The following is a 25,945-nucleotide window of genomic DNA, read 5'->3' on the forward strand; positions in this document are numbered from 1 at the left end:
AACATAAATGTATGTAAGGCTAATGAATTGCATGAAAAAAAGGGAGGCATTACCATGATCAACAAGCAAGCTGCTCGCTGGAAGAAAGGCACTCTCACTGCCTTCATGCTGAGCGCCGTCATGACCGTATCTGCGTGTGGAGGCAATGAAGCTGCGAAGGAAGCCCCTGGCGCATCGGGCTCAAGCGATAGCAAGCCGCTGGAAATCAGCATCCTATCCATTTTTTATCAAAAGGAACCACCAGCTGTCGACAATGCCATCTTAAAGGAGGCTGAGAAGCGGACGAATACCAAGCTGAATATTACCTGGGTTACTCCGAATAACTTTGGTGAAAAGGTCAATGTCACGCTGGCCTCTGGCGATCTGCCGGATTTGATGCTTGTGACTGATACGGGCAATGCCGCATTCCGGAGCATGGCCAAGCAGGGAGCCTTCTGGGATCTGACGACGATAATCAAGCAGTATCCGAACCTGTCGAGATTCCCGGATATTACTTACAAAAACCTGATGATTGAAGGGAAATTGTACGGTATTCCACGGGTACGTCCAACTGAAGGCAACGCACATCCATTGGTTCGCGCCGATTGGCTGAAAAAACTGAACCTGACGATGCCGCAAACGACAGATGAGCTGTACAGTGTGATGAAAGCTTTTAAAGAAAATGCGCCTGACGGTCAGAAGGATACGATCGGATTGTCCGGTTATGTAAACCAGAATGATATGGGTCAATTTGGTTTTATCGAGAGCGTGTTCACGGGCGCCAGCGGCAAATACAAGGTGAAGGGTGACAAACTTATCGATGTAACGCTTGAGCCGGAGATGCGCAAGTCATTGGAATGGTTCCAGAACGCCTTTAAAGACGGCCTGATTCCGCAGGATTTTGCTCTGCTCAAGCATAATCAGGCCAAGGATTTGGTGATTGCCGGCAAAGCGGGGATATTTCCGGATAAACCGAATCAGGAGCCGCTGTTCATTAAAGAGATCAGTACGATGAACCCGAACGCCAAGCCGGATATGGAATGGGCTCCATACATGACAGGTCCACAAGGGAAATATGCCTCTAAGGGTACTGGAGTTTTCGGGATGTTCGTCATTCCCAAAAAAGTGCCTGAGGCCAAGGTCAAGAAGCTGCTGGAATTCATGAACTATGGTACGTCAGACGAAGGTCATGAACTGGCCAGCTATGGATTGAAGGATATTAATTTCAAGCTCCAGGATGGGAATTATGTGGTGACGGAAGCGACCTTGAACGACCCGAGCTATCAATTCCTGCAAAATATTTTTATGAAATACGATAAATATGCGAGTGTTGCTACAGCCGGTCTGACCCCCGAGCAAATCACACGGGACAAGAAGCTAATAGATATCTCCGAGCCGGTGAGCATTCCGAGTCCGACCTCAAGTCTAATATCGGAAACGAATAACAAGCTGGGCAGTGATTTCAATAAGAAAATTCAGGATATGAAAACGAAGGTCATGATGAACAAAGCGACGCTTGACGACTGGGATGCTTTCGTAAATGAGCTGAAAGCTGACAAAAACTACATGAAAATATTGGATGAATATAATGAAGCATACCGTGCGAATAGCGGGGCCAAGTAATTCTGGTTCATTCGAATTTGATTGCAAGCGCGGATTGGAAGCCTAAGTGAAATTGAATTCTGTTGAGGTACCCTCCGCGGAAAGCTGCCATGGGGGTGCCTTTCTTTGTCGGGGAGATCCGAGTTACGCTATAATGTATGTACTTGAAGGGGGTGGCGGCTTGCAGCGGTGGTGGACTACAATTACAGGCTGGCGATGGAAGGAAGAAAAAGGCGATTATTTTCGCAAAAGCCTGATCCTTGTGCTGCTGATTACAAGCGTACCCTCCATATTTATAGCTATCTCCAATTACGTGATCGGAATTGGTCAAATAGAAAAGGAGCTGTTTCGCACCCATCAAATCAAATTTGAGCAGTTCTCGGATACGATGAACAAGCAGTTCGATCAAATTGCGCTCGTGATGAGCCGATGGTCAACGAATTCCTTGTATGGTGATCATTTGGATGATCTCGTGTTTATCGATAATATTGACCGGATGCAGGAGATCATGCAGTCACTGCTCGTGGTTGGCGGCTCAAACGTGCTGATTGATGAGGCTCAGTTGTTTTTGACACGTCAAAGGGCTGTGCTGGCATCAGATGGTATCCGCTATTTGAATACGGAGCAGTTGAAGCCTTATATGTCCGTATTGAACCATAGGGAAGGGCTGTTTTTCGCCTATGGGCTGCCGATAACTTCCGTGTCGCAAAAAGGAACCGCTCCTGTATCCGTCATTTTTAAGCTTCCATGGCACTCCGAGCTGCCGTTTGGCGCCTTTGTGTTGAATTTGAACAAAACGGAAATGGAGCAGATGATTCGCCATATTCATACGGATGAGAAGGGAACAGCGGCATTCCTGATGCGTAAAACCGGCGAATGGGTCGTTCCTCCGCGGCCAGAGGAGGCAGCGCTTTCCTTGCAGCTGAAAGAGGTTGTGCTGAACCGTCAAGGCAGCATGGAAGCTTTTCCGTATAAATGGAACGGGGAAAGCTACATGGTTTCGTATGGAGAAGTGACCAAGGCGGAATGGCTCTATGTGACGGCGACACCGATGGCGGAGCTGACCAAGCCTGTCTTTGACACCTCCAGGCTCATTCTGGCAAGCAGTGCTATTGGTGTTCTGGCAGCGCTAATCCTGGCATGGTTCGCTTCGAGGCGGCTCTACCGACCGATTGGAAGGCTCGTGCAATTGTTCCAAACCGACCGCTTGCTTCAGGAAGACAGCGTGAAGCATGAGATCGAGTTTATCGAGCAGCAGTGGAAATCCTTAACCCGGGAGAGCCAGACACTGCAGGAGCGGTTAAAGCTGTCGATTCCTTCCTTACGCGAAGGGTTTCTGCTGCAGCTGGTACAGGGACATCTATATGCACTTGATGAAGTCTCGCTAAGTGAGCGAATGAGCAAGCTTGGCTGGGAGGTCAAGGACAAGTTTTTTTCGATGCTTCTGATCCAGTTGTCCGGCTTAAATGAACAGCTCACACGCTTTAAGGAGGACGATCAGCAGCTGATCAGCTTCGCTGCGGCGAATATCGCCGAGGAGCAGGCTTCTGTACGAATTCCAGATGCACATGTCATTAATTTTCAGGATTTGTCCATTGGATTGTTATGTATGCTGCCTCAGGAGAGGAGCCGGGAGGAAAGTCGGCGCGAGCTGTATGGTCTTGCCCAAGAATTGATACCAACACTCGGCAAAATGCTGGGCTTGCAGGTAACGGTGATGATCTGCCGATTAACCGATCAGGCGGGAGATATTCCAGAGCTGCTGGAGCAAGCGAGACAGGCTGCCAGGTATCGCGATTTGCAGGTCAGCGAGCAAATTATCGACATGGAGGATTTTGCTCCCAGTCCGCAGCCGGTGGCTCATTATCCTTTTACGCAAGAGAAGGAGCTTATTCATGTGCTGCGGCTCGGTTTGGCTGAAGAAGCCTATACGAAATTCAACGAGTTTATGCGTGAGGTTCAACTGCATGCGGACAGGGAGATTATGGTTCAGCAGGCATTGTTTCAATTGGTCGGCAGTATGCGCCATATGCTGATTGAGTTAGGGTTTACCCGTCATGCGCTGTTTACCGAAGGTCATCTGGTTGAGGAGCTGATCGCGATCCATGAGCCTGCGGTGATGGAACGGTGGTTCAGGCAGCGTATGATGATGCCTTATCTGGATGAATATCGGCACACGCAAAATTTGCAGTCGCGGCATCTGATCGAACGTGCGATGGAGCTGCTGCAGGCTCACTATATGGAGGATCTGTCGTTGGAGGAATGCGCCGAGCGTTTGTCAACCAGCCCTTATACGTTAAGTCGTTCCTTCAAACAGGTTGCAGGTCTTAATTACGTCGATTATATAATGAACGTGCGGATTGACAAGGCCAAGGAGCTTTTAATGAGTACACAGTTAAAAATTAGCGAGATCGCCGAGCAGGTTGGTTATCAGCATTCATATTTTAATAAAATCTTCAAGGGAGCGGTCGGTTCGACGCCAACCCAGTATCGGGAGCAATTTCGCAATCGGAAGTAAGGAATACATTATTCCATAACAAGGGAGCTTGAATGATGATCCGTTTATTTGAAACGAATCAGCTTCGTCAATTGGAGGAGCTTGAAGGCATATGGGATTTTGCCGTTGTTGAAGAGGAGAGTCCAGACAGAAATGATGCTGCGGATAGCCCCAGTAATATGGTGGCAGGCAGGGATACCATCACAAAAACGGAGCTTGATTATTGTTATCGACTTCCGGTTCCAGGCTGCTGGGAGCAGCATCCCAAGCTGTTAACCTATCGCGGCAAAGGTATGTATCGAAGGAGAATCGTCATCGCCAAGGAAACCCCTGCATTGCGTTTTGTATTCAAGGGAATAAGCCATACCGCGCGTGTGTTTTTTGACGGCGAGCTGATTGCCGAGCATTATAACGCTTATACGGCGTTCTCTGCAGCAGTACGGCATGTAATGCCAGGTGAGCACACGCTAACGATAGAGGTGGACAACAGCTTTCATGAAGGCTCAGCGCTCCATATCCCCAATGACTATTACACATATGGCGGGCTGATTCGGCCTGTGGTGATGGAAACGATTAACGAGCTGTACATCGAACGGATCGGTTTTACTCCACAGCATCAGCATGGAGAGTGGAGCGCACGAATTGAGGTGGCCGTCCGCAACGTATCGGATGTGGAGCAAAGCTTCCAGCTTCGAGGCGAGCTGGCAGGGCAGCCATTGCAATGGAATACGGCGAGCATTCAGCCAGGAGCAGAGCTGGTTGTTGCGGAAAGCTTCCAGGTGCCGGATGCCAAAGCCTGGTCGGCTCGTCAACCGCAGCTGTATGCATTAAGCTGCCAGCTGTTCGTTGATAATGGGGAGTCGGATGGGAGCTTAACGGCTGTTGACGATCTGATAGAGCGAGTGGGCTTTCGAACGGTCACTACGCTTGAAGGACGTATTCAAGTCAATGGCGAGAATATTGTACTGAAAGGCTTCAATCGGCATGAAGATCATCCAATTGTCGGAGCGGCTTTTCCGTTGGCATTGATGGTGAAGGATCTGGACCTGATGGCGGATATGGGCGCGAATTGTGTTCGTACAAGTCATTATCCGAATGATGAGCGATTTTTGGATTTGTGTGACGAAAGGGGCTTCTATGTCTGGGAGGAAAATCATGCACGCGGCTTGAGCTTGGAGCGGATGCAAAATCCACATTTCATTGAGCAGTGTGCAAAGGTGAACAAGGAAATGGTCGAAGGGCACCAGAACCACCCTGCTATCATCATTTGGGCCATTTTGAATGAGTGCGCCAGCGATACGGAGGAGGGCAGAGCCCATTATAAGCGACAGCTGGAGCAGATTCGCAAGATGGATGGAAGCCGTCCGCTGACCTTTGCTTCGCACCATCGGGAGAAGGAGCTGTGCTTCGATCTGGCCGATATCGTTTCCTTTAATTTATATCCAGGCTGGTACGGAGCTGAAGATCCCGGTGAGCTGTGTGACAGAGCGAGAGGCTGGGCAGATGCAGCAGGAGGACTTGGCAAGCCGATGATTATGAGCGAGTTTGGTGGCGATGGCTTTTATGGTTATCGATCTCCTTCCCGTGTGAAGGGGACTGAGGAACGGCAAGCCGACATTATTGACAGCAATTTGCAGGCTTACGGCGCACGCGATTATATATCGGGTATGTTGATTTGGCAGTTCTGCGACTGCCGCGTGAGCGAAGAGGACTCATGGGCGATCTGGCGTGCACAGACGAAGAACAGCAAGGGCATTGTGGACGAATACCGCCGGCCGAAGCTGGCTTACGAAATTGTCCAGAAGCATTTTAAGAAGACGAGCACGACAAGAGATTAACGTTCCCAATCATTAACCATCTAAATTATAAACGTCCGACAACCTTTTGATCATTTCCTGAGAGGAATGCAAAAGGTTATTTGGTGTGAAAAGAGTGCAAAACGTACGGGAAATGTATATTTCCGAGCGGTTTGATTGATGCTAAGCACAGCCTATTGGCCCTATCGGAACCCTGAGATCACTCGAAAAGGCGGAATTTCACTTGAATCATACGAAGAAACTCGAACTCGCGGCTGTCGCATCGATTCCGATTATTATGACATTGGCCAATTCCATGCTGATCCCGTTGCTGCCGATCATGGAGAAAAAGCTGGGTATTTCCTCCGTTCAATCGAGTTTAATTATTACCGTTTATGCGGCAATTGCGATTATATGCATTCCGATAGCCGGTTATTTGTCTGATCGCTTCGGACGAAAAAAAATTATTATACCGAGTCTGATTCTCGCAGCGATTGGAGGGGGCATATCGGGATCGGGTGCCTGGTTAATGGATGGTATGGCTGCCTATTGGGTCATATTGGCGGGAAGATTTGTACAGGGGATTGGAGCCGCCGGGGCCTTTCCTATCGTGATACCGCTCGTCGGTGACATGTTCCAAAGCGAGGAGGAGGTAACTAGCGGATTGGGCATCGTAGAGACCTCAAATACATTCGGGAAGGTGCTCAGCCCTATTCTGGGTTCTGCTCTGGCGCTGCTTGTGTGGTTTTTGCCTTTTCTAATTATTCCCTTTTTCTGTCTGATCTCGATACTGGCCGTTGCTTTTTTGATCAAGGTACCTGGCAGTAAACAGGGGGAGAAGGTGACGTTAAAGGCCTTTATCTCTTCAATCAAACAAATTTTGCAGCAAAAGGGACGTTGGCTATATGCCATATTTGGCATTGGCGGTATCGGCATGTATATTTTGTTCGGATTTTTATTTTACCTGTCTACGATACTGGAAGAGCAATACCACATTGAAGGGATACGAAAGGGGCTGCTGCTGGCAGTTCCGTTGACAGCCGTCTGCCTATTTTCCTATGTGACGGGCAAGCTGGTAGGGGAGAACAAGCAGCGGATGAAATGGTTTACCTTCATAGGGCTCATTATTGTGACTGCAGCTATGCTGGTATGTGGATGGATTCCTACCAAGGGATTGCTGCTGCTGCTATCCCTGCTATTCGCCGCGGGGCTTGGTATTGGGGCGGCATTGCCTTGTCTGGATGCGTTGATTACGGAAGGCATCGATAAAAAGCAGCGCGGCACGATTACTTCACTTTACAGCAGTATGCGATTTATAGGTGTTGCGGCTGGCCCACCTGTCACTTCACTGCTTTTGGGTAAAGAGCCGTTGTTATTTTATACGTTCGCCGCTATCGCAGGGGTGGGCGGTTTATGTGCATTACTTGCGATCAAGCCCAAATCGTCATCGTCGTTAAAGAGTAACTGATGATAACTCAGTTACTCTTATTTTGGATTCCGGTTGATGTATCTGTGCTCATTTTGAGCAAAAATTGCTTTGGCGTACAGCCATTAAATCGCTTGAACATTTCATAGAAGTGAGCCATGTTCTCGATTCCGATGGATTCAGCAATTTCCGTAATCGTCATGGAGCTGGTGAGAAGCAGCTGTTCAGCACGGGAAATCCGCTTTCGGTTAATATATTCGGTAAATGTGAGACTCATTGTTTTTTTGAAAAACTTGGAAAAATAGGAGTAGCTCATATTCGCCAGCTTGCTCACTTCCTCCATATCGATCTTTTCGCATAAATGCTGGTCCACATGCTCAAGTATGGGTCGCAATAAGAGGGTGCCGTCCGCGATATTACCTTTCAGCAAATTTCTGTGGTCTCCCCGCAGCATTGTCAGCAAGATGTGGCGGATATAAATGCTGGTTGCAATCTCATAGCCTTTATCTCGTCCCATCATTTCTTCATGAATGCGGAGAATGTAGCCAGCTATTTCTTCTCTAAGATGCTGGTCTTCCCGAAACATGTCGTTTAGCGTTTCAAGAGGCTGGTGGACTTCAGAGAAATGCGGATAATACATCATCATCGTAGGATCAAAATAAGGCTGCAAATCCACATGAAGCACGATATATACGAGATCTTCATCACTGAGCTTGTTGCCCCAGTGCAGCTGGGAGGAGCCAATGACCATAAGATCGCCGGGATTCAGGATATATCGATTAGTAAGCGTATGCATACCATGAATACCTGAACGTACATAAATAAATTCGACTTCTGGATGATGGTGCCAGGTTAAGTTAATAGGAGGGCTTAAGGCAACGCTGCCGCTCGAAGTAAACTCCCAGACTTTGATATGTAGAAGAGGATTCTGGTAATGAATCGGTTCTTTATAAATGTTCATTGCTTCTCTCCTGTATGGCTACCAGCCGACAAATTAGGATAGTAATTCAGCAAAAGCGGTCATACAAGTCACCTTCATCTAGTTGTATCTTGAATGTAGAACTATTATACAACAATCAGAGAAGAGGGATACATATGAAAGTCGCTGTAGTTGGCTGTGGAGGCATGGGAAACATACATGCTGAATGCTATGCGAACATTTCCGGAGTCACGGTTACAGGTGTTTGCGACTTGTTGGAAGAACGAGCACAGCAATTGGCTGCCAAGGTGGGTGCCAAAGCTTATGTGTCACTTGCCGATATGTTGGCACACAGCGATTGTGAAATCGTGAGTATTACGCTTCCGAGCTATTTGCATAAATCGGCTGTCATTGAGGCGGCTAAAGCTGGTAAGCATGTGATTTGTGAAAAACCGATTGCGCTCCATCTGGAGGACGCTGCAGAAATGATTGAGGTCTGCAAACGTCATAACGTCAGGCTGTTCGTCGGACATGTTGTCCGCTTTTTTCCGGAGTATGTTCAGATGAAGCAGCAGATTGACGATGGCTCGATTGGTCGGCTTGGCGTTGCACATGCGAAGCGGATAGGCGTACATCCCGGTGACATTCGTCCTTGGTATCGGGAGGATGACAAAAGCGGTGGTGTGGTGTTGGATTTGATGGTGCACGATATTGATTACATGCGCTGGACTGTAGGTGAAGTCCGTTCGGTATTCGCGCAGCACAAGCATAATGATCAAGTGGACTATGCAACAGCAACGCTTGTATTCGAAAGCGAGGCTGTCGCTAATCTGGAAGCGTATTGGGGATATCCGGGAGCGTTTACGACAGCAGTGGAGTTTGCCGGAAGCGGCGGTGTTATCCGCAGTGACAGATCGTCCTCCAAATCGCTGCAAGTACGGAAACCGGCTGCTTCGTTAAGCAAGGGACCTTTTGTGGAGGTGCCGGAAAGCCCGGGATATGAAACTCCGTATGAGAAGGAGCTGCGTCATTTTATCGATTGTGTTCGCGACAACCGGGAGCCAGTTGTAACTCCAGAGGATGCCTATAAAGCGCTGGAAATCGCTCTTGCTGTCGTTCAGTCTGCTCATACCGGAAAGGTTGTCACAATAGGTCAAGACAAACGGGAGGTATCGCCGACATGAAACGTTTAAAAGTAGGTATGATCAGCTTTGCTCACGGACATGCCCATTCATATCTGAAATCTCTTCTGGAGCTTCCTGAGGTCGAGATCGTCGGCATTGCGGATGAAAATAGCAGCAGAGTGGAGTCTGTGGTAAGTAAGCATGGACTGCGATATTTTGCCGATTATCGGGAATTACTGAAGACGGATGCGGATGCCGTGGTCATCTGCTCGGAAAATGTGAACCACGCTGCGCAGGTTATCGCTGCCGCTGAAGCAGGCAAACACGTGTTGTGTGAAAAACCGCTTGGCTTATCCGTTGCGGAAATGGAGCGTATGATCGATGCTTGTGAAACGAACGGGGTTCAGCTGATGACGGCGTTCCCATGCCGCTATCTGGCAGCCGTAGCGAAGGCGAAGAGGGCGGTTGAGCAAGGTGACATCGGCGAGATCCTGGCGATTAAAGGGACGAACCGCGGAACCGCACCCGGGGGCTGGTTCACAGAGCCCGGTTTATCGGGCGGGGGTGCGCTGCTGGATCACACCGTCCACGTGATGGATCTTATGAACTGGTTCACCGGGTCCAAAGTGACAGAGGTTTACGCATATTGCAATACTCTGTTTCATGAAGGGCTGGAGGTTGACGATGTGGGGATGATTCATGTCAAGTTTGCGAATGGTACGATCGGTGTGCTGGACACAAGCTGGTCAAGACCTAAATCGTTTCCAACATGGGGTGATGTGACGATGGAAATCATCGGATCGAAAGGTCATCTATCTATCGATGCTTTTGCCCAGAGCAACATGCTCTACAGCGACTCCTTGGGGAAAGGCGTAAGTATGTTCTATGGTGATCCGATGGACTTTTACATGGTGAGAGCATTCGTTCATGCGCTGCTTGCTGGCGAGTCGGTACCGATTACGGGATTGGACGGCCTGCGTTCGACTGAAGTTGCCCTTGCGGGTTATCGATCTGTGAAGCAGGGAGAGTCCGTGGCGATATCATAGCAGCGGAAGCAGATCCGGCTTTTCTCGATCACCAAATCCACCCACAACGCAAAAAGCTTTGCCACTAAAGTACGATGGCGAAGCTTTTTTTGCACTTATCAAGGAAGGGTGGTTTGCCGCTTATTTGGAAGCCTTCTCGACAGTATGGCGTAAAAGAATTTCATTATCGAGAACAAGATTATTCGTCCAGACGAAGGAGCCTTTTTTGAATTCATTGCTGAAGTTTGTATATTCCCGCTTATTATCGACTCCTACCGTTGCAGCTGAATAGGTGACAGCCTGCGGCCATGAAGAGTCATTGAAATCGGCAGCATACCAATTGTCAGGAATAGCAAAGTGGGCAGCATAACAATTTGCCGCACATGATGGAGCTTTAGAAGCATTGGGAGTGGATCGGATGATCCTGCCATTCTTCTCCTCGATTACCAGATCCGTTTTGTTCATAAGTGGGGCGATATAGTAGCTTTGTGCCTTCCAGCGGTTATCGGTCACGGTACCATCGCTGAAGGTTGCAACAATACCGGCATCTCCGGGATGATATTTGTTGCCTTTGTTATCCTCGGTACCGAGGCCAAGATTTTCTTCCCAATCGACTACCTTAAACGCATAGGTCATCGGATATGCAGCTTTGAAACGGACGACATGAGAGTTGAATGGTGTGAAAGGAACAGCATCCTTGACCGCAGGCTTGCCATTGACATATAGCTCGAAATAGTTATCTGCAAAAATGTAGCCAGTGATGATTGTACCGTCTGGATCGATTTCAATGACAGGAACTTTGTTTAAGTCAACGGCTGCGAGATTTGGATGCAAAACATTTGTACATGGATTAAGCAAGTCAGAAGCATCAGGAAGCTTATTGTTCACAGTAGTGGGGACTGTCCAGATTTTGCCGTCCTCTGACTTGATCTCTCCAACGGCACTGACACGCCCTCCCTTGCAAGCAAGCAACCCGGGGTTAATGGTGGTGGCCGCACCCTTCGTGAAGCTTGCCTGCTCGGATGCAGTTGGCACTGATAGTGGCGGAGCCGTTGTCGTCGTTGTGGGCAATATCGTTCCGTTCGTGTTGGTGCAGGCACTGATGAGCAGCATGGCTGAAAGATAAAGTACATGAGCAAAATGCATAAGATCATCTCCACAGATTTAATTTATATTTAGTGTACGATGGCAGTGTGTCAGGAGCATGTCAAAATAGTTTGGATTTTATGAATCTACCTTAGCTCTTTTCCATTCTGGTTTAGGTCAGGTCAATCGTGGTAATCATGAACAAAGAGAACCTAAACCGCAGAACGAAGGAGTGAAGTGAAATGAATGCTGATCACCCGTCCGCCGGGGGCAAAATCCCGGAATCCCCACAATCGTATTGGACCCTATCCGCTCCTCCGAGCTCGTTCCCGCCGCTTAACGAGAATATCGATGTCGATTATGCAATTGTTGGCGCCGGGATCACGGGTATTACACTTGCCTATCTATTAGCCGAAAAAGGGCATCGGGTCGCTCTATTCGAAGCTAATCAGATTATCCACGGAACCACGGGCAATACTACAGCCAAAATAACTGTGCAGCATGACCTTATCTACGATGAATTAATTAAAAATTTTGGCGTGGAACAGGCGCTGCTTTATTATAAAGCTAACAACGAGGCGATGAAGTTTATTCAGCGTACGGCAGCCGATCTGCACATCGATTGTGAGTGGTCGGAGGAGGACGCTTATTTATATGCCCAGACCGCCGAATCAGCCGATAAACTGGAGTTGGAGTATAAAGCCTACGAGAAGCTGGGGATACCCGGGGAGTTGGTCCAAAATATTCCATTACCTATCGAGGTACGCGCGGCACTCAGGCTGTCTGGGCAGGCGCAATTTCATCCTGTGAAATTTATGAATGGATTGCTAGCCCGGTTTGTTAAAGCTGGGGGACGGGTATACGAGCATACAAGGATCGATGGAAAAGTGGAACAAGGAGATCGTCAGAAAATCTGGACGATGGATGGTAAGCAGATTACTTGCCGTCACGTGATTGCAAGCTCTCACTTTCCGTTCTATGACGGACTTGGTCTGTATTTTACCCGACTCCATGCGGAACGCTCCTACATTATTGCCGTGAAGCCGATCACAGCCTATCCAGGCGGGATGTATCTGAGTGTGGACGAGCCTAAGCGCTCGTTGAGATCAGTAAAGATTAATGGTGAGCAGATGGTACTGATCGGTGGGGAGACGCATAAAACGGGACAAGGGGAGCCGACTTATGAGTATTATCAGAATCTTGAACGGTTCGGGGAGCAAACCTTCGGTATTCAAGACATACCGTACCGCTGGTCTGCGCAGGATTTGCTGACGTTGGACAAGGTTCCTTATATTGGTCCCATAACGGCAAGTCATCCCAATGTTTGGGTGGCTACCGGATATAAAAAATGGGGCATGACCACAGGGATAGCAGCTGCGCTGCTGCTGAAAGATCAGCTCATGGGACAAGAGAATCCTTATGCTGAGCTGTTTACCCCTTCACGGTTTAAACCAGACCCTGGTATTAAAAATTTGATCGTGGAAAATTTTGATGTGGCCAAGCAACTGATCGGTGGCAAGCTGGAAGCTGTTTCGAGGAAGGCTGATTCGTTAGGCTTGGATGAAGGCTCGGTGATCCAAATAAACGGAAAACGTGCGGGGGCGTATCGAGATACGGAAGGGAAGCTGCATCTTATCGATACGACCTGTACCCATATGGGCTGCGAGGTCAAATGGAACAATGGGGAAAGGTCCTGGGATTGCCCATGTCACGGCTCACGCTTTAATTATAAGGGTGAGGTGCTTGAAGGCCCGGCCTTACAACCACTGCCGACAATCGATTATAATGGATAAGTAGTAAAAGGGAGAGCCCGCGCTGAGTAGGCTCTCCCTTTGATTTGTCATGATACTATATGGCTCTGATCCGATAGTTTCTGTAGATATATCATGGCTTCTTTGATTGTCTTATTTGCGTGACTGCACGGGAACGGCGTTGAAATATTCCTCTAACGTTAGGTTTTTTTGCGCCAGCTCCTTGGACAGCTGTGTCCCTACATAACGCAAATGCCAAGGTTCATATTGATAGCCCGTAATGGATTCCTTGCCATCAGGATAACGAATGATGAATCCATACTCAGTAGCATGACTGTCCAGCCATTTCGCTTCTTTGGTGACGGCAAAGCAATTTTGTGCGGCACATTTGCCGTTGCTGCCTGACACATCAATCGCAAGTCCGGTTTCATGCTCGCTGTGGCCAGGTAAGGCGCTGTAGGTTTTGGCTTTTTCTTCACCGTCTTGTTTTACATAGTTGTTATATAATGCTTTTTGTGTAGCGTAGGATCTGTAAGCAGAAACTCCGGCCAAGCTGATCCCGTCTTTTTTGGCGCCTGCAAACAAGGTTTCCAAAGCTGCAGCGGCTTCCTTGCGCATTTTGCGTTTATCGATTTTTTCAGTGAATGTAAAAGGAACATTCGGATAGACCAAATCCTTCGGCTCATAGCTTTCAGGAAGGGCCTGCTGTTTATTGACGAGCACTGTGATGCTTTCCGGGCTGGTTACGACCTGAATGGCGCCTGGGTTGGACGGGGTAGAGTCCGCAGCTTTTCCCACGCTGCCTGGGGCAGCACCTGAATTGCCGGATTGAGAACCGGTTTGGCTCACATTAGGAGCAGCGGTCTGATTGTTTGCTGGAGTGCCAGATTGCGTATTGGTTTGGTTGGCGTTACTAGCGGTGGCAGGTTTCTTATCGGTTGCAGCTGCTGATGTACCACTATTCGTTGATGAAGCAACAGGTGGGGATTGAACAGCCGGAGTTTTAGGTTCTCCGCCGCATCCGCTGAATACAGATAGAGCTATTGTCAGGCATGCAACAGTGAGCATCGGTTTGTTTGTCATGGTTATCTCCTTGCTGATTAAAATGAATAAGGATTTGTTCTTAATGATTTAAACTCCAAATCGACCGAAAAGGTTTCAATCTATTGTAGCTTAACTGATGGTAATAGTCTAAATATGTAACTAATCTGACACAGACAACAAATTTTACTGGAACAAAATGTAATCAGACTTCGTCTATAGGATATAAATATTAGCTTCTGCAGCAAAATTCGTGTTGAAATCCGAATAATGCTAACGAAGTCAGCTCTCTGCTAAAGCTCATAGGAGGAAAAGAAAAGTGAAAAGAGGACTTGTTGGTTTGTATACGCTTTTATTTGTGTTTGCGACGTTTATCGCGGTGCCACAGCCTTCTCAGGCGTGCTCCTGTGCCAAAAAGCCATCCGTTCAGGAGGAACTGCAGAGGAAGACGGCGATATTTTCTGGCAAGGTTGTGAAGCTCACTGAACCGCAAAAGGGTTTCTTTAGCTCCTCGGCTGATCCTGTGACCGTGACATTCGCGGTGTCTACCGTCTGGAAGGGAGAGGTGCAAGCCGAGTTGAACGTGAACACGCCCATAAGCGGTTCCAGCTGTGGCTACAGCTTTGAAATGAACCGGGAGTATCTGGTGTACGCCAGCAGCGATGGCAGTGGTAAACATACCACAATGCTGTGTGATGGCACGAAGCCGTTAAGCGGTTCTGCGGACGATCTGGCCGTGCTTGGTGCAGGAGACAAGCCGCCAGCACTGACGCATTCTATTGCACCTGTGGGTGGCATTCCGCTCTTTATCTATGTGTCTGTGGTAGTTTCTTTTGTCGTTGCCCTATTGCTTTGCTTTTGGGGAATTCAGATTGGATATGGGATATACCTCTCTAGAAAATATATGCATGAGCTGCCGGATATCGGTAAGTTGATGGGACAGAAGAAGGAACTGCCGTCTGAAGTGGAATTTGTGGTGAAGCGCAGCAGAGAGAAGATGGGAAAACGTATTGGGGTAGGCTTGATTAGTATCGCAGCAGCTGCCATAATTGCAGCAATTGTGTATGCACTGATGATGAGTATGTATACGAGTTGATGAGGTGCTATTACAAAAAGAACGGGATCGCTTTAGTGGTCTCGTTTTTTTGTATTTACCCATGGTCAGTGCAATCAAGCAAGACTATTATTTCAAGGGGATGAGCATTATCCGCATCATTCTCCGTCATTGGAATCAATTGTCTGCAACGCCATCATACGTTGGTCCTAATCCCTTCGTCCTGGCTGAAAGCTAAAAACGATATTTAGCTAAATTTGTATAAATTTTAATATTTTCAAGCAGGCTTCACGTCACAGGATGTCGAATAAATGTATGAAATGTAGAAATATAGGGATCAAGCACGATTAAGAAAGTTCAAATCATTTACAGCGGGGTGCTCATCGGGTATGGAAAAGGCAACAGTTATTGGATTAGTATTGGCGGTTATCGCCGTCGGTGTCGGCATGACGCTAAAGGGTGCAAGTGTCATGTCGTTATTGAATCCGGCAGCACTTCTTATTATTTTCGTAGGTACAGCGGCGACCTTGTTCGTTGGCTTTCAAATGAGTGAGCTTAAGAAGTTTCCCAAATTGATGAAAATTTTGTTCAAGCAGCAGCAATTAATCGAAAAAAAAGAATTGGTTCGCCGCTTTATGGATTGGGTTTCCATTACACGTCGTGAAGGTTTGCTTGCATTGGAAACTCAGGTAGATCAAATTGAAGATTCGTTTCTGCGCAATGGCATGCGGATGATTATTGATGGTAACGATAGTGAATTTGTCAGGGATGTTCTATTGGAGGAAATCTCATCAACAGAGGAACGTCACCGTAACGGTGCCCTGATCTTTACACAAGCAGGAACCTATGCGCCGACACTTGGGGTGCTTGGTGCGGTCGTTGGACTCATCGCAGCCTTGAGTAATCTGAACGATGTTGAGAACCTGGGTCACTTGATTTCCGCGGCTTTTGTCGCTACACTGCTTGGTATTTTTTCCGGTTACGTGCTCTATCACCCGATGGCCAACAAGCTGAAGCAAATTTCCAAGAAGGAAATCGAAATCAAGCTTATTATGGTAGAGGGTCTGCTGTCCATTCAATCCGGTATTTCCACGATAGCTATGAAGCAAAAGCTGTCCGTCTATATTCCGCCCAGTGAACGTCATTTACTTGATGAGGGAAGTGGCGCTGAATGAAAAAAAAGCGACATGAGCATCATGAGGAGCACATCGATGAAACCTGGCTTATCCCCTATGCCGATTTGCTGACTCTTTTGCTGGCTTTGTTTATCATATTGTTCGCTTCGAGTCAGATTGATTCCAAAAAGTTCGAGCAAATCATGAAGGGTCTCAATTCGGGCTTTAATGGCGGAACAGGTATGTTCGAGCAATCGAATATTGTACCTTTGACTGTTTCACCTAACATTGAGAAGAAAAAAGAAGATGAAAAGAAAAAAAATGAGCAGGAAAGTCAGCAAGAGCAGCAAATGAAAGCTCTGCATGATAAGGAAATGCAGGATCTTAAGGAGCTTCAACAGAAGCTGGACGGATATATCAAGGATAATGGTCTCCTTTCCCAGCTGGAAACCAAGCTAAATGAGGATATGTTAAAAATTACGATTCGCGACAATGCCTTATTTCAATCCGGCTCGGCGGAAATTAAGCAGGAATCGCAGGTACTGGCACAAAGCATTACGAGTATGCTGAGCGGCTATAATCAATATAATGTGGAAGTGGCGGGCTTCACGGATAACGTTCCGATCAATACGAGAGAGTTCCAGAGCAACTGGGATTTGAGCGCCAAGCGATCATTAAATTTTATGAAGCTGCTCATGCAAAATGGCAAAATTGATCCGGCCCATTACCGTTCTATCGGCTATGGTGAATATCAACCGATTGATACGAACGATACTGCCGAGGGGCGCGCGAAAAACCGCCGAGTAGAAGTGAACATTATTCGCCAGATTAATTCTGCTGGCGCCAAATCGTTTATACCCTAAGTTATTTTCAGGCTGATCAGTGTAACTGTAAACTGAAGTATAAGAACAACCTTATATGTCTAAAGCCCTCCGACTGGCCGGAGGGTTCTTTGTATACCACCCACATGTAGGGTGAGCTCACTTGGATATTATTGAATGTTGGCAGCATTTATGTGATACTATAGCTTCAATGTAAAGGGGCTATGGGTGTACTGAAATCAGTCCCGATGGAGGCATATGCAGTATGGATCTGTATCCGTTTCATTATGATCGCACCCAGCCCTTCGTGAAGCAGGCATGCGAATGGATTGTGGATGTGTTATACGATATATTACCGGAATCCGGCTTCGAGGTTCGTGATGAGCAGATTTTTATGGCGTTCCAGCTGGAACGGGCCTTTACCGGAAAAGAAACGATATTCGCGGAGGCCGGGGTCGGAACGGGCAAGACACTGGTGTACTTGCTGTATGCGATTTGTTACGCGCGGTATACCCGCAAGCCCGCCATCATCGCTTGTGCGGATGAATCCTTGATTGAGCAGTTGGTCAAGCCGGAGGGAGATATCGCCAAGCTCACCCGATACTTGAATCTTGCGATAGACGCCAGATTAGCCAAATCTCCTGATCAATATGTGTGCTTGACGAAGCTGGACGAAGCCAGATTAGGCCATGAGGATGCGGGGCTGTACAGGAACCTGTACGAGCATTTGCCGGAGTTCGTCCGTTATCGTGAAACGCTGCAGTCGTTTCATGCTTATGGAGACCGCAAGCATTATCCGGATATGAACGATGAACAATGGGAAAAAATCAGCTGGGATGCTTTTCAGGATTGTTTTGTCTGTGAGCAGCGGCATCGGTGTGGACAAACGCTTTCCCGCGATCACTTTCGGCGTTCTGCGGATCTGATCATTTGCTCGCACGATTATTATATGGAGCATGTATGGACCTATGAAGGGAGAAAGCGCGGAGGACAGCTGCCACTGCTGCCGGAACACTGCACCGTCGTATTCGACGAAGGCCACCTGTTGGAGTCCGCGGCGCAGAAAGCCTTGACCTACAAAATCAAGCATATTGTGTTTGAAGAATTAATTGTTCGGCTGCTGAAGGGCCAGATTCGCCATTCGCTGGCGGTATTGATCGACGAAGCGATCGACCGCAGTGAGGCGATGTTCGATCTGCTGGAGCGGCAGAACAGGGCGATACCGGGCTCGGATCGCAGACAGATTCTATTGAGTGAGCAGCTGCTGAACGAGATCAGCCTGTTCCGAGAGTCGCTTGCGATCATTGAAGAGGAGCTGGTGCTGGAGAGTGAGCTGTACTCATTGAATCCATACCATTCACGAATTGTCGAAGAGCATTTGGAAATGATGCAAAAGGCGCTAAGCCTGTTCCTGCAATCAGAAAGCTTTGTGTGCTGGGTAACGGAGAGTATCACGGGCTTGACCTTGGTCATCATGCCAAGGGCCGTAAAGGAAGTGCTGAAGAGACGGGTGTTCAGCGCCAATATGCCGATTGTATTTACTTCATCGACACTATCCGTTAACGGCTCCTTCGATTATGTGACGAAAAGTCTCGGAATTGAACATTACCTGTCGTTCAGTGTGGATTCTTCATTTGATTATGCACATCAGATGGAGGTTATCGCGCCGCGGTGGTCATACCGAGGCACCTTTTCTGAAAAAATGAAAACGGCGATCCGCCTATTGGTGCGAACCGAGGGTAGGGCTCTGATTTTGTTCCCGACTAAAGATACACTGCAGCGGTTCAAACGAGACATCGTCCATTATCCGGAAGTCGCGGGGATGCGGTTCCGTTTTGAAGGAGACCGTGAAATCAGCGATTTGATCGCGGCTTTTCAGCGTGAGGAGACAAGCATTCTAGGTGCGGTTACTTTATGGGAGGGACTCGATGTGCCCGGGCCATCTCTATCCAACGTCATCATTTGGGAGCTGCCTTTTCCACCGCAGGATCCGGTCTTTATGGCCAAACGCCAATCTGCGATTATGCCTTACGAGGAGGTTGACCTGCCTTACATGCTGCTGCGGCTTAAGCAGGGTATGGGGCGACTGATCCGTACTCGTGAGGATCATGGCCTTATAGCGATTCTCAGTGAGGAGCTGTATGGGGAGCCAGCCTTGAAAGCGCATGTTGAGGGGCTGCTGCCGTCAGGGGTTCATTTACGGGATTCGTTGTAAACAAGCGGAGGGTATTCTTAAGTTATAAAAATATAAAAAGCGGCTTATCGGATGAAACCGATAGGCCGCTTTTTTGGTCTTATTTTACTTTGAAGATATTAAGGAGTAGCCAAAAGAGTAATGTGTACGGTATCGCTTGTTGCTTTTCCAAGTGATGTAGCATTGAGAGATAGTTGATCTCCAGGTTTAAACGTATCTGTTGACCAATAAATCGTATAGTTACCATCCGCTGACGCAGTAGCAACAAAAGTGTGTGCTCTCGAATCGTTTGTCAGAGTAATAATGGCACCGGGTTCTGCACGTCCACTTAAAGGATTTGTATTTATTGCGCCATCAAGAATTGTGGGTACGGCTGTTTGGCCGACAGTTGCTTGTACAATGATTTTGACAGATGCGCTTTGCTTCTTGTCGTATGTTTGAGCCCTTAATAGCAGCAGTTCACCCTCTGTCAGCGTTACGTATGGGGTAAGCTGGCTTGATGAAAAAGAACCATCTGAATTTGTAGTAAAGGAGCCCACGTAATCGCCATTTTGTTTATTTAAGGTAATGTAGGTATATGTCGATCCAGAATCTGCTATTCCATTAAGCATGAATCCGTTTGTATACACAGTTCCTGCTAACGTGGGCATTTCGGTTGTCGGTGATGCTTGCACGATAGCAAGAACCGGATCACTGGTCGCTTTTCCAAGAGTAGTGGCCGTAATTGTCAGTTGATCTCCCCAATTTAATACACCTGTTTGTATCATACCTAAGCTGAAGGAGCCGTCATACATGGACGCTTTTGTAAAGGTGCTGTATCCATTCAAACCCATCTTTATGCTGATCATCGCTCCAGGCTCTGCCTGTCCACGTATAGCTGCTTCTGAAACAACTGTCAAGGTAGGTACTGTCGTTTGACCAGTAACCGCCTGTACGATGATTTTTACAGGATCACTTTCCTTCTTCCCGAAAGCTTGAGCTATCAATTGCAACTCTTCGCCGACTGCAAGCCTCGTAAACCATTGCTCATACAGCTGTGAGGTTGAAAAAGTTCCATCTTCATATACACCGAATGAGGTTACATAATTGCCGTTTGGTCTTACTAAGTTAAGTACCGTCAATTTTTGCGCTGATCCGGGCTCTGCTGTTCCCTTAATATCAAATGCATTGGGATACACAATTCCGATAACCGTTGGTGATGCGGTTTTTGGTGATGCACCTACTGTTACATAGATCGGATCACTTATAGTTTCTCCGATGTATGTTGCAGTTATTGTCAGTTGGTCACCTAAGAAAAATGTATTTCCTCCTGCCTCTGCACTAAAGAAGCCATCAGTAGGGGATGCATTAACTTTGCTGTAATGTCCGTTTACCTCATTTTTTATCGTAACCAGGGAGCCAAATTGTGCCCATCCACTGATAATGGTGTCGTTTACGATATCCGTCATAATGGGAGCCGTTTTGCCGATAGTATCATTTACGATAATAGTTACAGGATCACTCATTTTCTTACCAAAGGCTCGGGCTGTAAGTTGCAATTCCTCACCTACTGATAGTGCTGGATAATTATTATAAATATTTGATTTGATTGTGAATAGTCCATCGATCCCAGCCATGCTTTCAGTTATATAGGTACCGTCCTTTTTAGATAAAGTAACAATAGTCATGATATATTGCGATTCCGGTTCTGATCTGCCGCTGACTATGAATCCATTGGTATATACTTTGTTTACCGTCACTACAGGAGTTTCAGTTTGGGGTGCGGCTTGCACGGTTACATAGGTCGGATCACTTACCTTTTTACCTAGTACTTCAGCAGTTAGCATAAGTTGTTCCCCTATACTAAATCGCCCGGAGTATGAATTAAATCTAAAAGAGCCATTGTGTGCTTCAGCTCTTACGGTACTATCGTATCCATTGCTATCCTTTAAGGTGACGAAAGCCCCAAGCTCAGTAAACCCATTGATTTCATATGATAAATCATTAATTGTACCTGTGACCGTAGGTACAGTTGTTTGACCGATGAGACCCTTCACAACAATTGTGAGAGGATCACTCATCTTTTTCCCATTGGCTTTGGCTGTAAGGATTAATTCTTCACCCGCCGAAAGCGTAACTCGATTGTAACTATTTGATTGGAGAGTAAATGTGCCGTCTGACCATACATCGCTTTGGGTTATATAGGTGCCGTCTTTCTTAGACAAGGTAACGGAGGTCCTGTTACTCTCTCCTAGTTCTGCCTTTCCGCTGAGCATGTATCCGTTAGTATACACACTTCCAATTACCGTTGGATTCTCGGTTTTTGGGGCGTCCTGTACCGTAATGTAAATTGGATCACTTGTGGTTTTGCCCAACGTAATGGCGGTCAGTATCAGTTGATCTCCTACACTGTATTTCCAATAAGGATACAAGCTATATGATCCGTCATATGTATCAGTCGTGACGGTCGAACTGTATCCTTTTGAACTATCCTTTAAGGTGATGGTTGTCCCTTGCTCTGAAAATCCATTGATTACAGTTGTTAAATCATAGACAGTACCCGTAACTGAAGGCATTTTCGTCTGACCACTAAGTGCTTTTACAACGATTTTTAAAGGATCACTTATCTTCTTGCCATTGGCTTGTGCCGTCAGCGACAGTTCTTCACCAACCGAAAATATTTCATTATCGTAACTGCTCGACATGAAAGTGAAATTGCCATCCGATACATAATTTCCAGTTAAATATGAACCGTCTTGTCTAGTTAAAGTAATATAAGTTGAATTCGATTGCTCCATTTCTACTTTGCCGCTAAGTTTGAATCCATTCGTATAAGTATTTCCTGTTACCTTAGGCGTTGCAGTTTTCGGGGCTGCTATTACGGTAATATAGTTTGGATTACTTGTCTTATTGCCTACAGTTTCGGCGGTTAGTACGAGTTGATCTCCCAGATTTAATTTCGGATAAGGATAAAGACTGTAATAGCCATCAATTGACGAAGCAATTGCAGTTGAGATGTATCCATTAGTAATATTCTTAAAGGTAATGAACGCACCAGGGGCTGTATATCCATTGATTAAATTTGTTATATCGTAGACGATGCCCGTAACCGTAGGCATTGTTGTTTGGCCGCTGAGAGCATTTACAACAATTATAACAGGATCACTTACCATTTTCCCATTAGCTTGAGCCGTCAGCAGTAGTTCTTCACCTGTCGAAAACGTTAAACTTAAATCGTAATTGTTTGATATGAGAGTAAACGTTCCATTAACTTCCACAAAACTTCCAGATAAGTAGGTACCGTCGTGTCTTGACAACATAATATAAGTTCTTTGTAATGTTCCCAGCTCTGCTTTTCCACTGAGTTTGAATCCATTCGTATAAGCATTTCCAGTTACCGTAGGTGTCGCGGTTTTCTGCATGGAATCTGTTACTGCAGGGATTGCACTTACTTCGTTAGACGCGGTGATGACTCCATTCACTGTAGCTTTAACAATAAAATAGTACTTCGTTCCGTTATTCAATCGGTTTACTGTATACGTAGTACCCGTTACCGTTGTAGGCGCCTGGGTATATGATCCACTTGTCTTGGAGCTGTAAACCTGATAGGTTACGTTCGATCCTAGTGTGTTCCAAGACAACGACACCTGGGCATCACCTGCGATTGGCTTTAATCCGAAAGCATCTGTAGGTCCAGAAGGTACATCCACAATAACAGGCACTGTCACTGTTTTCCCACCGTAGCTAATCGTGATGTTGGCTGTCCCGTTAGCTATAGCAGTAACAATACCTTCCTTACTTACTGAGGCTACAGTCGGCGTGCTGCTAGTATAAGAAGCTTCTTTCGTTACTGGATGAATCGTGGCATCCGAGTATTTTGCAACGATGCTCAAAGGCTGGGTTGCACCCAAAGTCTTTAAAGACACATAGCTTGGTTCGACGGATAATGAGTCCAGAATGGGTACTGTAGGCTCAACTGGAACGGAAGTTCTTTGGGCTAATACTGTAATCGGATATTCAACATCCCGTACTTGACCATTTTTGGATATTAAAGCTGTTAAGATAACTTGTACATCTGCTTGTCCTAGTGCAGGGCGAGTCACCAGACCCGTGCTGCTTACAACCGATGGTTGGGAGGATTTCCAAGTTATGCTGACCCCTCGTAAAGCATCAACTGTCGAAAGCACGATATTTTGTGTAACAGCCTGGAGCGTATCAGTTCCTGCAAAACCGATTTTCAAATCCTGATAAGCCGCTTCCAAAGCGAATGTGGTCATCAAGCGTTTGTATTCAACCAGCTTTGTCGAATAATCGGTAATATCCGCTTCAGCTGCTCCAAGCAGGATCGCATTATTCGCAATCGTCTCTGCTGCAGTAATTGCGGCATCCACTTCCGCAGAATACGAATTAAATGATCCAATGGCCGCGATAGCAGCAATGGCTTTAGCCTTCAAAGTATTGATTAATGTTGGAGATGCCTCTACTTTAACTCCGGGGCTAACGGTAATGGGAATAGTCCCGATTACAGCGGCATCACCTTCTAATTTAATATTTGCATTTAATTGAAGCGCAGAAATTTTGGTGCTCGTACTTGAAAGGTTCAATGTTGTGCCTTGTGCTTCCTTAGACACGGTAACCGAGCGAAATTCACCTTCACCATTTAGAGTAACCGAAGTGTTCGGTGCCGTGATGCTCAAGCTTCCTAAGGAGGTACCTGTGGCTGCACTGATCGTTGCGTTAGTGCCTATGTTCAAGTTTGCGATGGAAGAAGTGCCTCCGTCTTTTGGGGCGGCAATCTTGATCTTCGCACCTTCACCCTGTACAGTTACATCACCTTTGATGGTGCCTCTTAATTCAATCTCTTGTCCTTGGGCACCTGATCCGATTGTGATCATTCCCAGGCTTCCAGCACTGGATTCCATGATTACCTTCGACTGGATATTAGTATTTGTTACTTCGGAACCGCTGAGGGACTCGATCCGAACAGGCTCTGATTGATTATTGGCAGCCACTCTTAACGTGGTAATGATCGTATTTTTCAATTTAATGGAGTTAGAGCTGCCTGAAGCCACTACAATATTAGCAGCCTCCACATTCTGCAGCAAAATCTCACCACCAGCACCAGGATTTAATGTCAGCGTACCTGTAACAATCGTTTTAGCCGCACCGTCAGCAGGACCAACTGTTCCAGAAGATGTAATAGAGAGAGAATCGTATGTACCGCCGCTATTTACTTTATCAAGATCGGATTTTGAAGGAGGAATTACAGGAGAGTTTTGTGCGCTTCTACCACCTCCACCACCACCGCCGCCAAAATCACCAGCAGCAAATCCTGTAAAGGTTAAGCCGGTATCTTTACCTCTATAGCTCAGCTTATATACCGTTCCAGTTGATTGCACGCTAGTTGTCAATACTACGACAGTTTTGCTGTCGGTTTTCAACGCTGCGTTCGTAATATTCAACCCATTATCAAAAGTAAAATCCGTCTCATTAACGGTAATAACGTCCTTGTGGAAGGTAACTTCGACGCTGCTGTTGTTCACAACCGACACCGAGCTAACATCAGACAAGCCCGTATTGGCAAAAGCTTTCCCTTTGCTTATGTATGCTGCTTTGTTCGTATTGAACTCATAAGCTAACCGAGCCAAAGCTTGTCTTTCTGCATGATCCTTAGGGCTAAATTTCAAAGTGCCATCGTGGCTCTCAATTCCATTGACGAAACCGATTTTGAAAGCTAATGATACATGTGACTGAGCCCAGCTTGAAACTTGTTTCAAGTCAGACAAATTAGCATCAACAGCTATCTTTCCGGCTGCTTCTTCAAGACCCATAGCGCGAATAAAAAATACAATGAGTTCTTCTCTTGTCACTTTTGCGTTGGGCGAGAATGTGGTTGCCGATGTTCCTTGCGTTATTCCGGATTCAACCAATGCACCTACAAAACCTTGGTACCAATCATTTTTACCGACGTCTGTAAAAGCAGATGCCCGATCCGTATTTTCTTTTAGACCGAGAGATAAGACGATGATTTTGGCCAATTCTGCACGACTCATCGCTTTAGCAGGTTGAAAGGACCCATCCTCATAGCCGCTGATCACACCGTTATCTACCAAATTCCGTATTTCTTTTTGTGCGTAAGAACCAGAAATATCCGTTAATTCTACTGGAGCGGCTGCGCCGAATGCCCAAGTGGGTACCAGCATGCCAAACAACAGCATAAAAACCAGGAATCCACTGATTTTACTGTAACGATTTCTTAAAAACACATTTGTTCCTCCTTATAATGACTGCTTAATAATTGTTACTTTGGACCTGTGTTCTACGAAATTTATAGGCTCACGAGACTATGAAGATGTAAAATGCAGGAAAGTGCTATGGGCATTATACCATCATATTTTGCGAAAATCTTACAAATTAATGAAAAATAATACGAAATTTATATGTATAGGTCTATAATCATGGAATATACAAAAATTAGTCATATTATGAATCCAATAACAGCTTCGCAAAAGGTGTGAGATCAACTGAGGTGTTAC

At 46.6% G+C, this 25,945-nt stretch carries 16 protein-coding genes; 12 read left to right on the plus strand and 4 right to left on the minus strand.

What is annotated here, in order from left to right:
• The first annotated feature begins 54 nt into the window (after positions 1 to 54).
• From NST47_RS04300 to NST47_RS04315, 4 genes are all read left to right on the plus strand, one after another.
• A complete protein-coding gene (locus NST47_RS04300; protein WP_341154024.1) occupies positions 55 to 1,602 on the plus strand; it encodes an extracellular solute-binding protein in 1,548 nt (515 codons plus the stop codon).
• 160 nt (positions 1,603 to 1,762) lie between these two features.
• The gene (locus NST47_RS04305; RefSeq protein WP_341154025.1) at positions 1,763 to 4,099 is read left to right on the plus strand and encodes a helix-turn-helix domain-containing protein; all 2,337 of its coding nucleotides are present in this window, start codon (positions 1,763 to 1,765) and stop codon (positions 4,097 to 4,099) included.
• 35 nt (positions 4,100 to 4,134) lie between these two features.
• Positions 4,135 to 5,916 (plus strand): glycoside hydrolase family 2 protein, encoded by a 1,782-nt coding sequence (locus NST47_RS04310; protein ID WP_341154026.1) that lies wholly within the window; start codon positions 4,135 to 4,137, stop codon positions 5,914 to 5,916.
• 202 nt (positions 5,917 to 6,118) lie between these two features.
• Positions 6,119 to 7,342 carry an MFS transporter gene (locus NST47_RS04315; RefSeq protein ID WP_341154027.1) on the plus strand — a complete coding sequence of 408 codons (1,224 nt, stop codon included), beginning with the start codon at positions 6,119 to 6,121 and terminating at the stop codon, positions 7,340 to 7,342.
• 7 nt (positions 7,343 to 7,349) lie between these two features.
• Here NST47_RS04315 and NST47_RS04320 read toward each other — a convergent pair whose 3' ends face one another.
• Positions 7,350 to 8,261: a helix-turn-helix domain-containing protein gene (locus tag NST47_RS04320; protein ID WP_341154028.1), complete on the minus strand. Its 912-nt coding sequence runs from the start codon at positions 8,259 to 8,261 to the stop codon at positions 7,350 to 7,352.
• A 134-nt stretch (positions 8,262 to 8,395) separates the two neighbouring features.
• Between NST47_RS04320 and NST47_RS04325 the strand changes: the two genes are divergently transcribed.
• Together NST47_RS04325 and NST47_RS04330 are read left to right on the plus strand one after the other, a co-directional pair.
• Entirely contained in the window at positions 8,396 to 9,403 is a 1,008-nt protein-coding gene (locus tag NST47_RS04325; RefSeq protein WP_341154029.1) for a Gfo/Idh/MocA family protein, read from the plus strand.
• Positions 9,400 to 10,389 carry a Gfo/Idh/MocA family protein gene (locus NST47_RS04330; RefSeq protein WP_341154030.1) on the plus strand — a complete coding sequence of 330 codons (990 nt, stop codon included), beginning with the start codon at positions 9,400 to 9,402 and terminating at the stop codon, positions 10,387 to 10,389. Before NST47_RS04325 ends, NST47_RS04330 begins: the two co-directional genes overlap by 4 nt.
• 120 nt (positions 10,390 to 10,509) lie before the next feature.
• Here the strand turns inward: NST47_RS04330 and NST47_RS04335 are convergent, their stop codons facing one another.
• Positions 10,510 to 11,514 (minus strand): hypothetical protein, encoded by a 1,005-nt coding sequence (locus NST47_RS04335; protein WP_341154031.1) that lies wholly within the window; start codon positions 11,512 to 11,514, stop codon positions 10,510 to 10,512.
• Between the two features lie 182 nt (positions 11,515 to 11,696).
• Here NST47_RS04335 and NST47_RS04340 point away from each other — a divergent pair, with 182 nt between their 5' ends.
• Positions 11,697 to 13,247 (plus strand): FAD-dependent oxidoreductase, encoded by a 1,551-nt coding sequence (locus NST47_RS04340; RefSeq protein ID WP_341154032.1) that lies wholly within the window; start codon positions 11,697 to 11,699, stop codon positions 13,245 to 13,247.
• A 111-nt stretch (positions 13,248 to 13,358) separates the two neighbouring features.
• Here NST47_RS04340 and NST47_RS04345 read toward each other — a convergent pair whose 3' ends face one another.
• Positions 13,359 to 14,288 carry a M15 family metallopeptidase gene (locus NST47_RS04345; protein WP_341154033.1) on the minus strand — a complete coding sequence of 310 codons (930 nt, stop codon included), beginning with the start codon at positions 14,286 to 14,288 and terminating at the stop codon, positions 13,359 to 13,361.
• Between the two features lie 277 nt (positions 14,289 to 14,565).
• On the opposite strand from NST47_RS04345, the gene NST47_RS04350 reads away from it, so the two are divergent.
• The 5 genes from NST47_RS04350 (at position 14,566) to NST47_RS04370 (ending at position 19,451) form a co-directional block, all read left to right on the plus strand.
• The gene (locus NST47_RS04350) at positions 14,566 to 15,342 is read left to right on the plus strand and encodes a hypothetical protein (RefSeq protein ID WP_341154034.1); all 777 of its coding nucleotides are present in this window, start codon (positions 14,566 to 14,568) and stop codon (positions 15,340 to 15,342) included.
• 4 nt (positions 15,343 to 15,346) lie between these two features.
• A complete protein-coding gene (locus tag NST47_RS04355; RefSeq protein ID WP_341154035.1) occupies positions 15,347 to 15,538 on the plus strand; it encodes a hypothetical protein in 192 nt (63 codons plus the stop codon).
• A 151-nt stretch (positions 15,539 to 15,689) separates the two neighbouring features.
• Positions 15,690 to 16,475 carry a flagellar motor stator protein MotA gene (gene motA / locus NST47_RS04360; protein WP_341154036.1) on the plus strand — a complete coding sequence of 262 codons (786 nt, stop codon included), beginning with the start codon at positions 15,690 to 15,692 and terminating at the stop codon, positions 16,473 to 16,475.
• Positions 16,472 to 17,278 (plus strand): flagellar motor protein MotB, encoded by an 807-nt coding sequence (gene motB / locus NST47_RS04365; RefSeq protein ID WP_076230966.1) that lies wholly within the window; start codon positions 16,472 to 16,474, stop codon positions 17,276 to 17,278. The genes motA and motB overlap by 4 nt, the downstream gene beginning before the upstream one ends.
• A 223-nt stretch (positions 17,279 to 17,501) precedes the next feature.
• Positions 17,502 to 19,451: an ATP-dependent DNA helicase gene (locus NST47_RS04370; protein ID WP_341154037.1), complete on the plus strand. Its 1,950-nt coding sequence runs from the start codon at positions 17,502 to 17,504 to the stop codon at positions 19,449 to 19,451.
• Positions 19,452 to 19,549: 98 nt separating this feature from the next.
• Here NST47_RS04370 and NST47_RS04375 read toward each other — a convergent pair whose 3' ends face one another.
• Positions 19,550 to 25,675 carry an S-layer homology domain-containing protein gene (locus NST47_RS04375; RefSeq protein WP_341154038.1) on the minus strand — a complete coding sequence of 2,042 codons (6,126 nt, stop codon included), beginning with the start codon at positions 25,673 to 25,675 and terminating at the stop codon, positions 19,550 to 19,552.
• Between the last annotated feature and the right edge of the window lie 270 nt (positions 25,676 to 25,945).

It is taken from the genome of Paenibacillus sp. FSL H8-0034 (assembly GCF_038000305.1).
Lineage (GTDB): Bacteria > Bacillota > Bacilli > Paenibacillales > NBRC-103111 > Paenibacillus_S.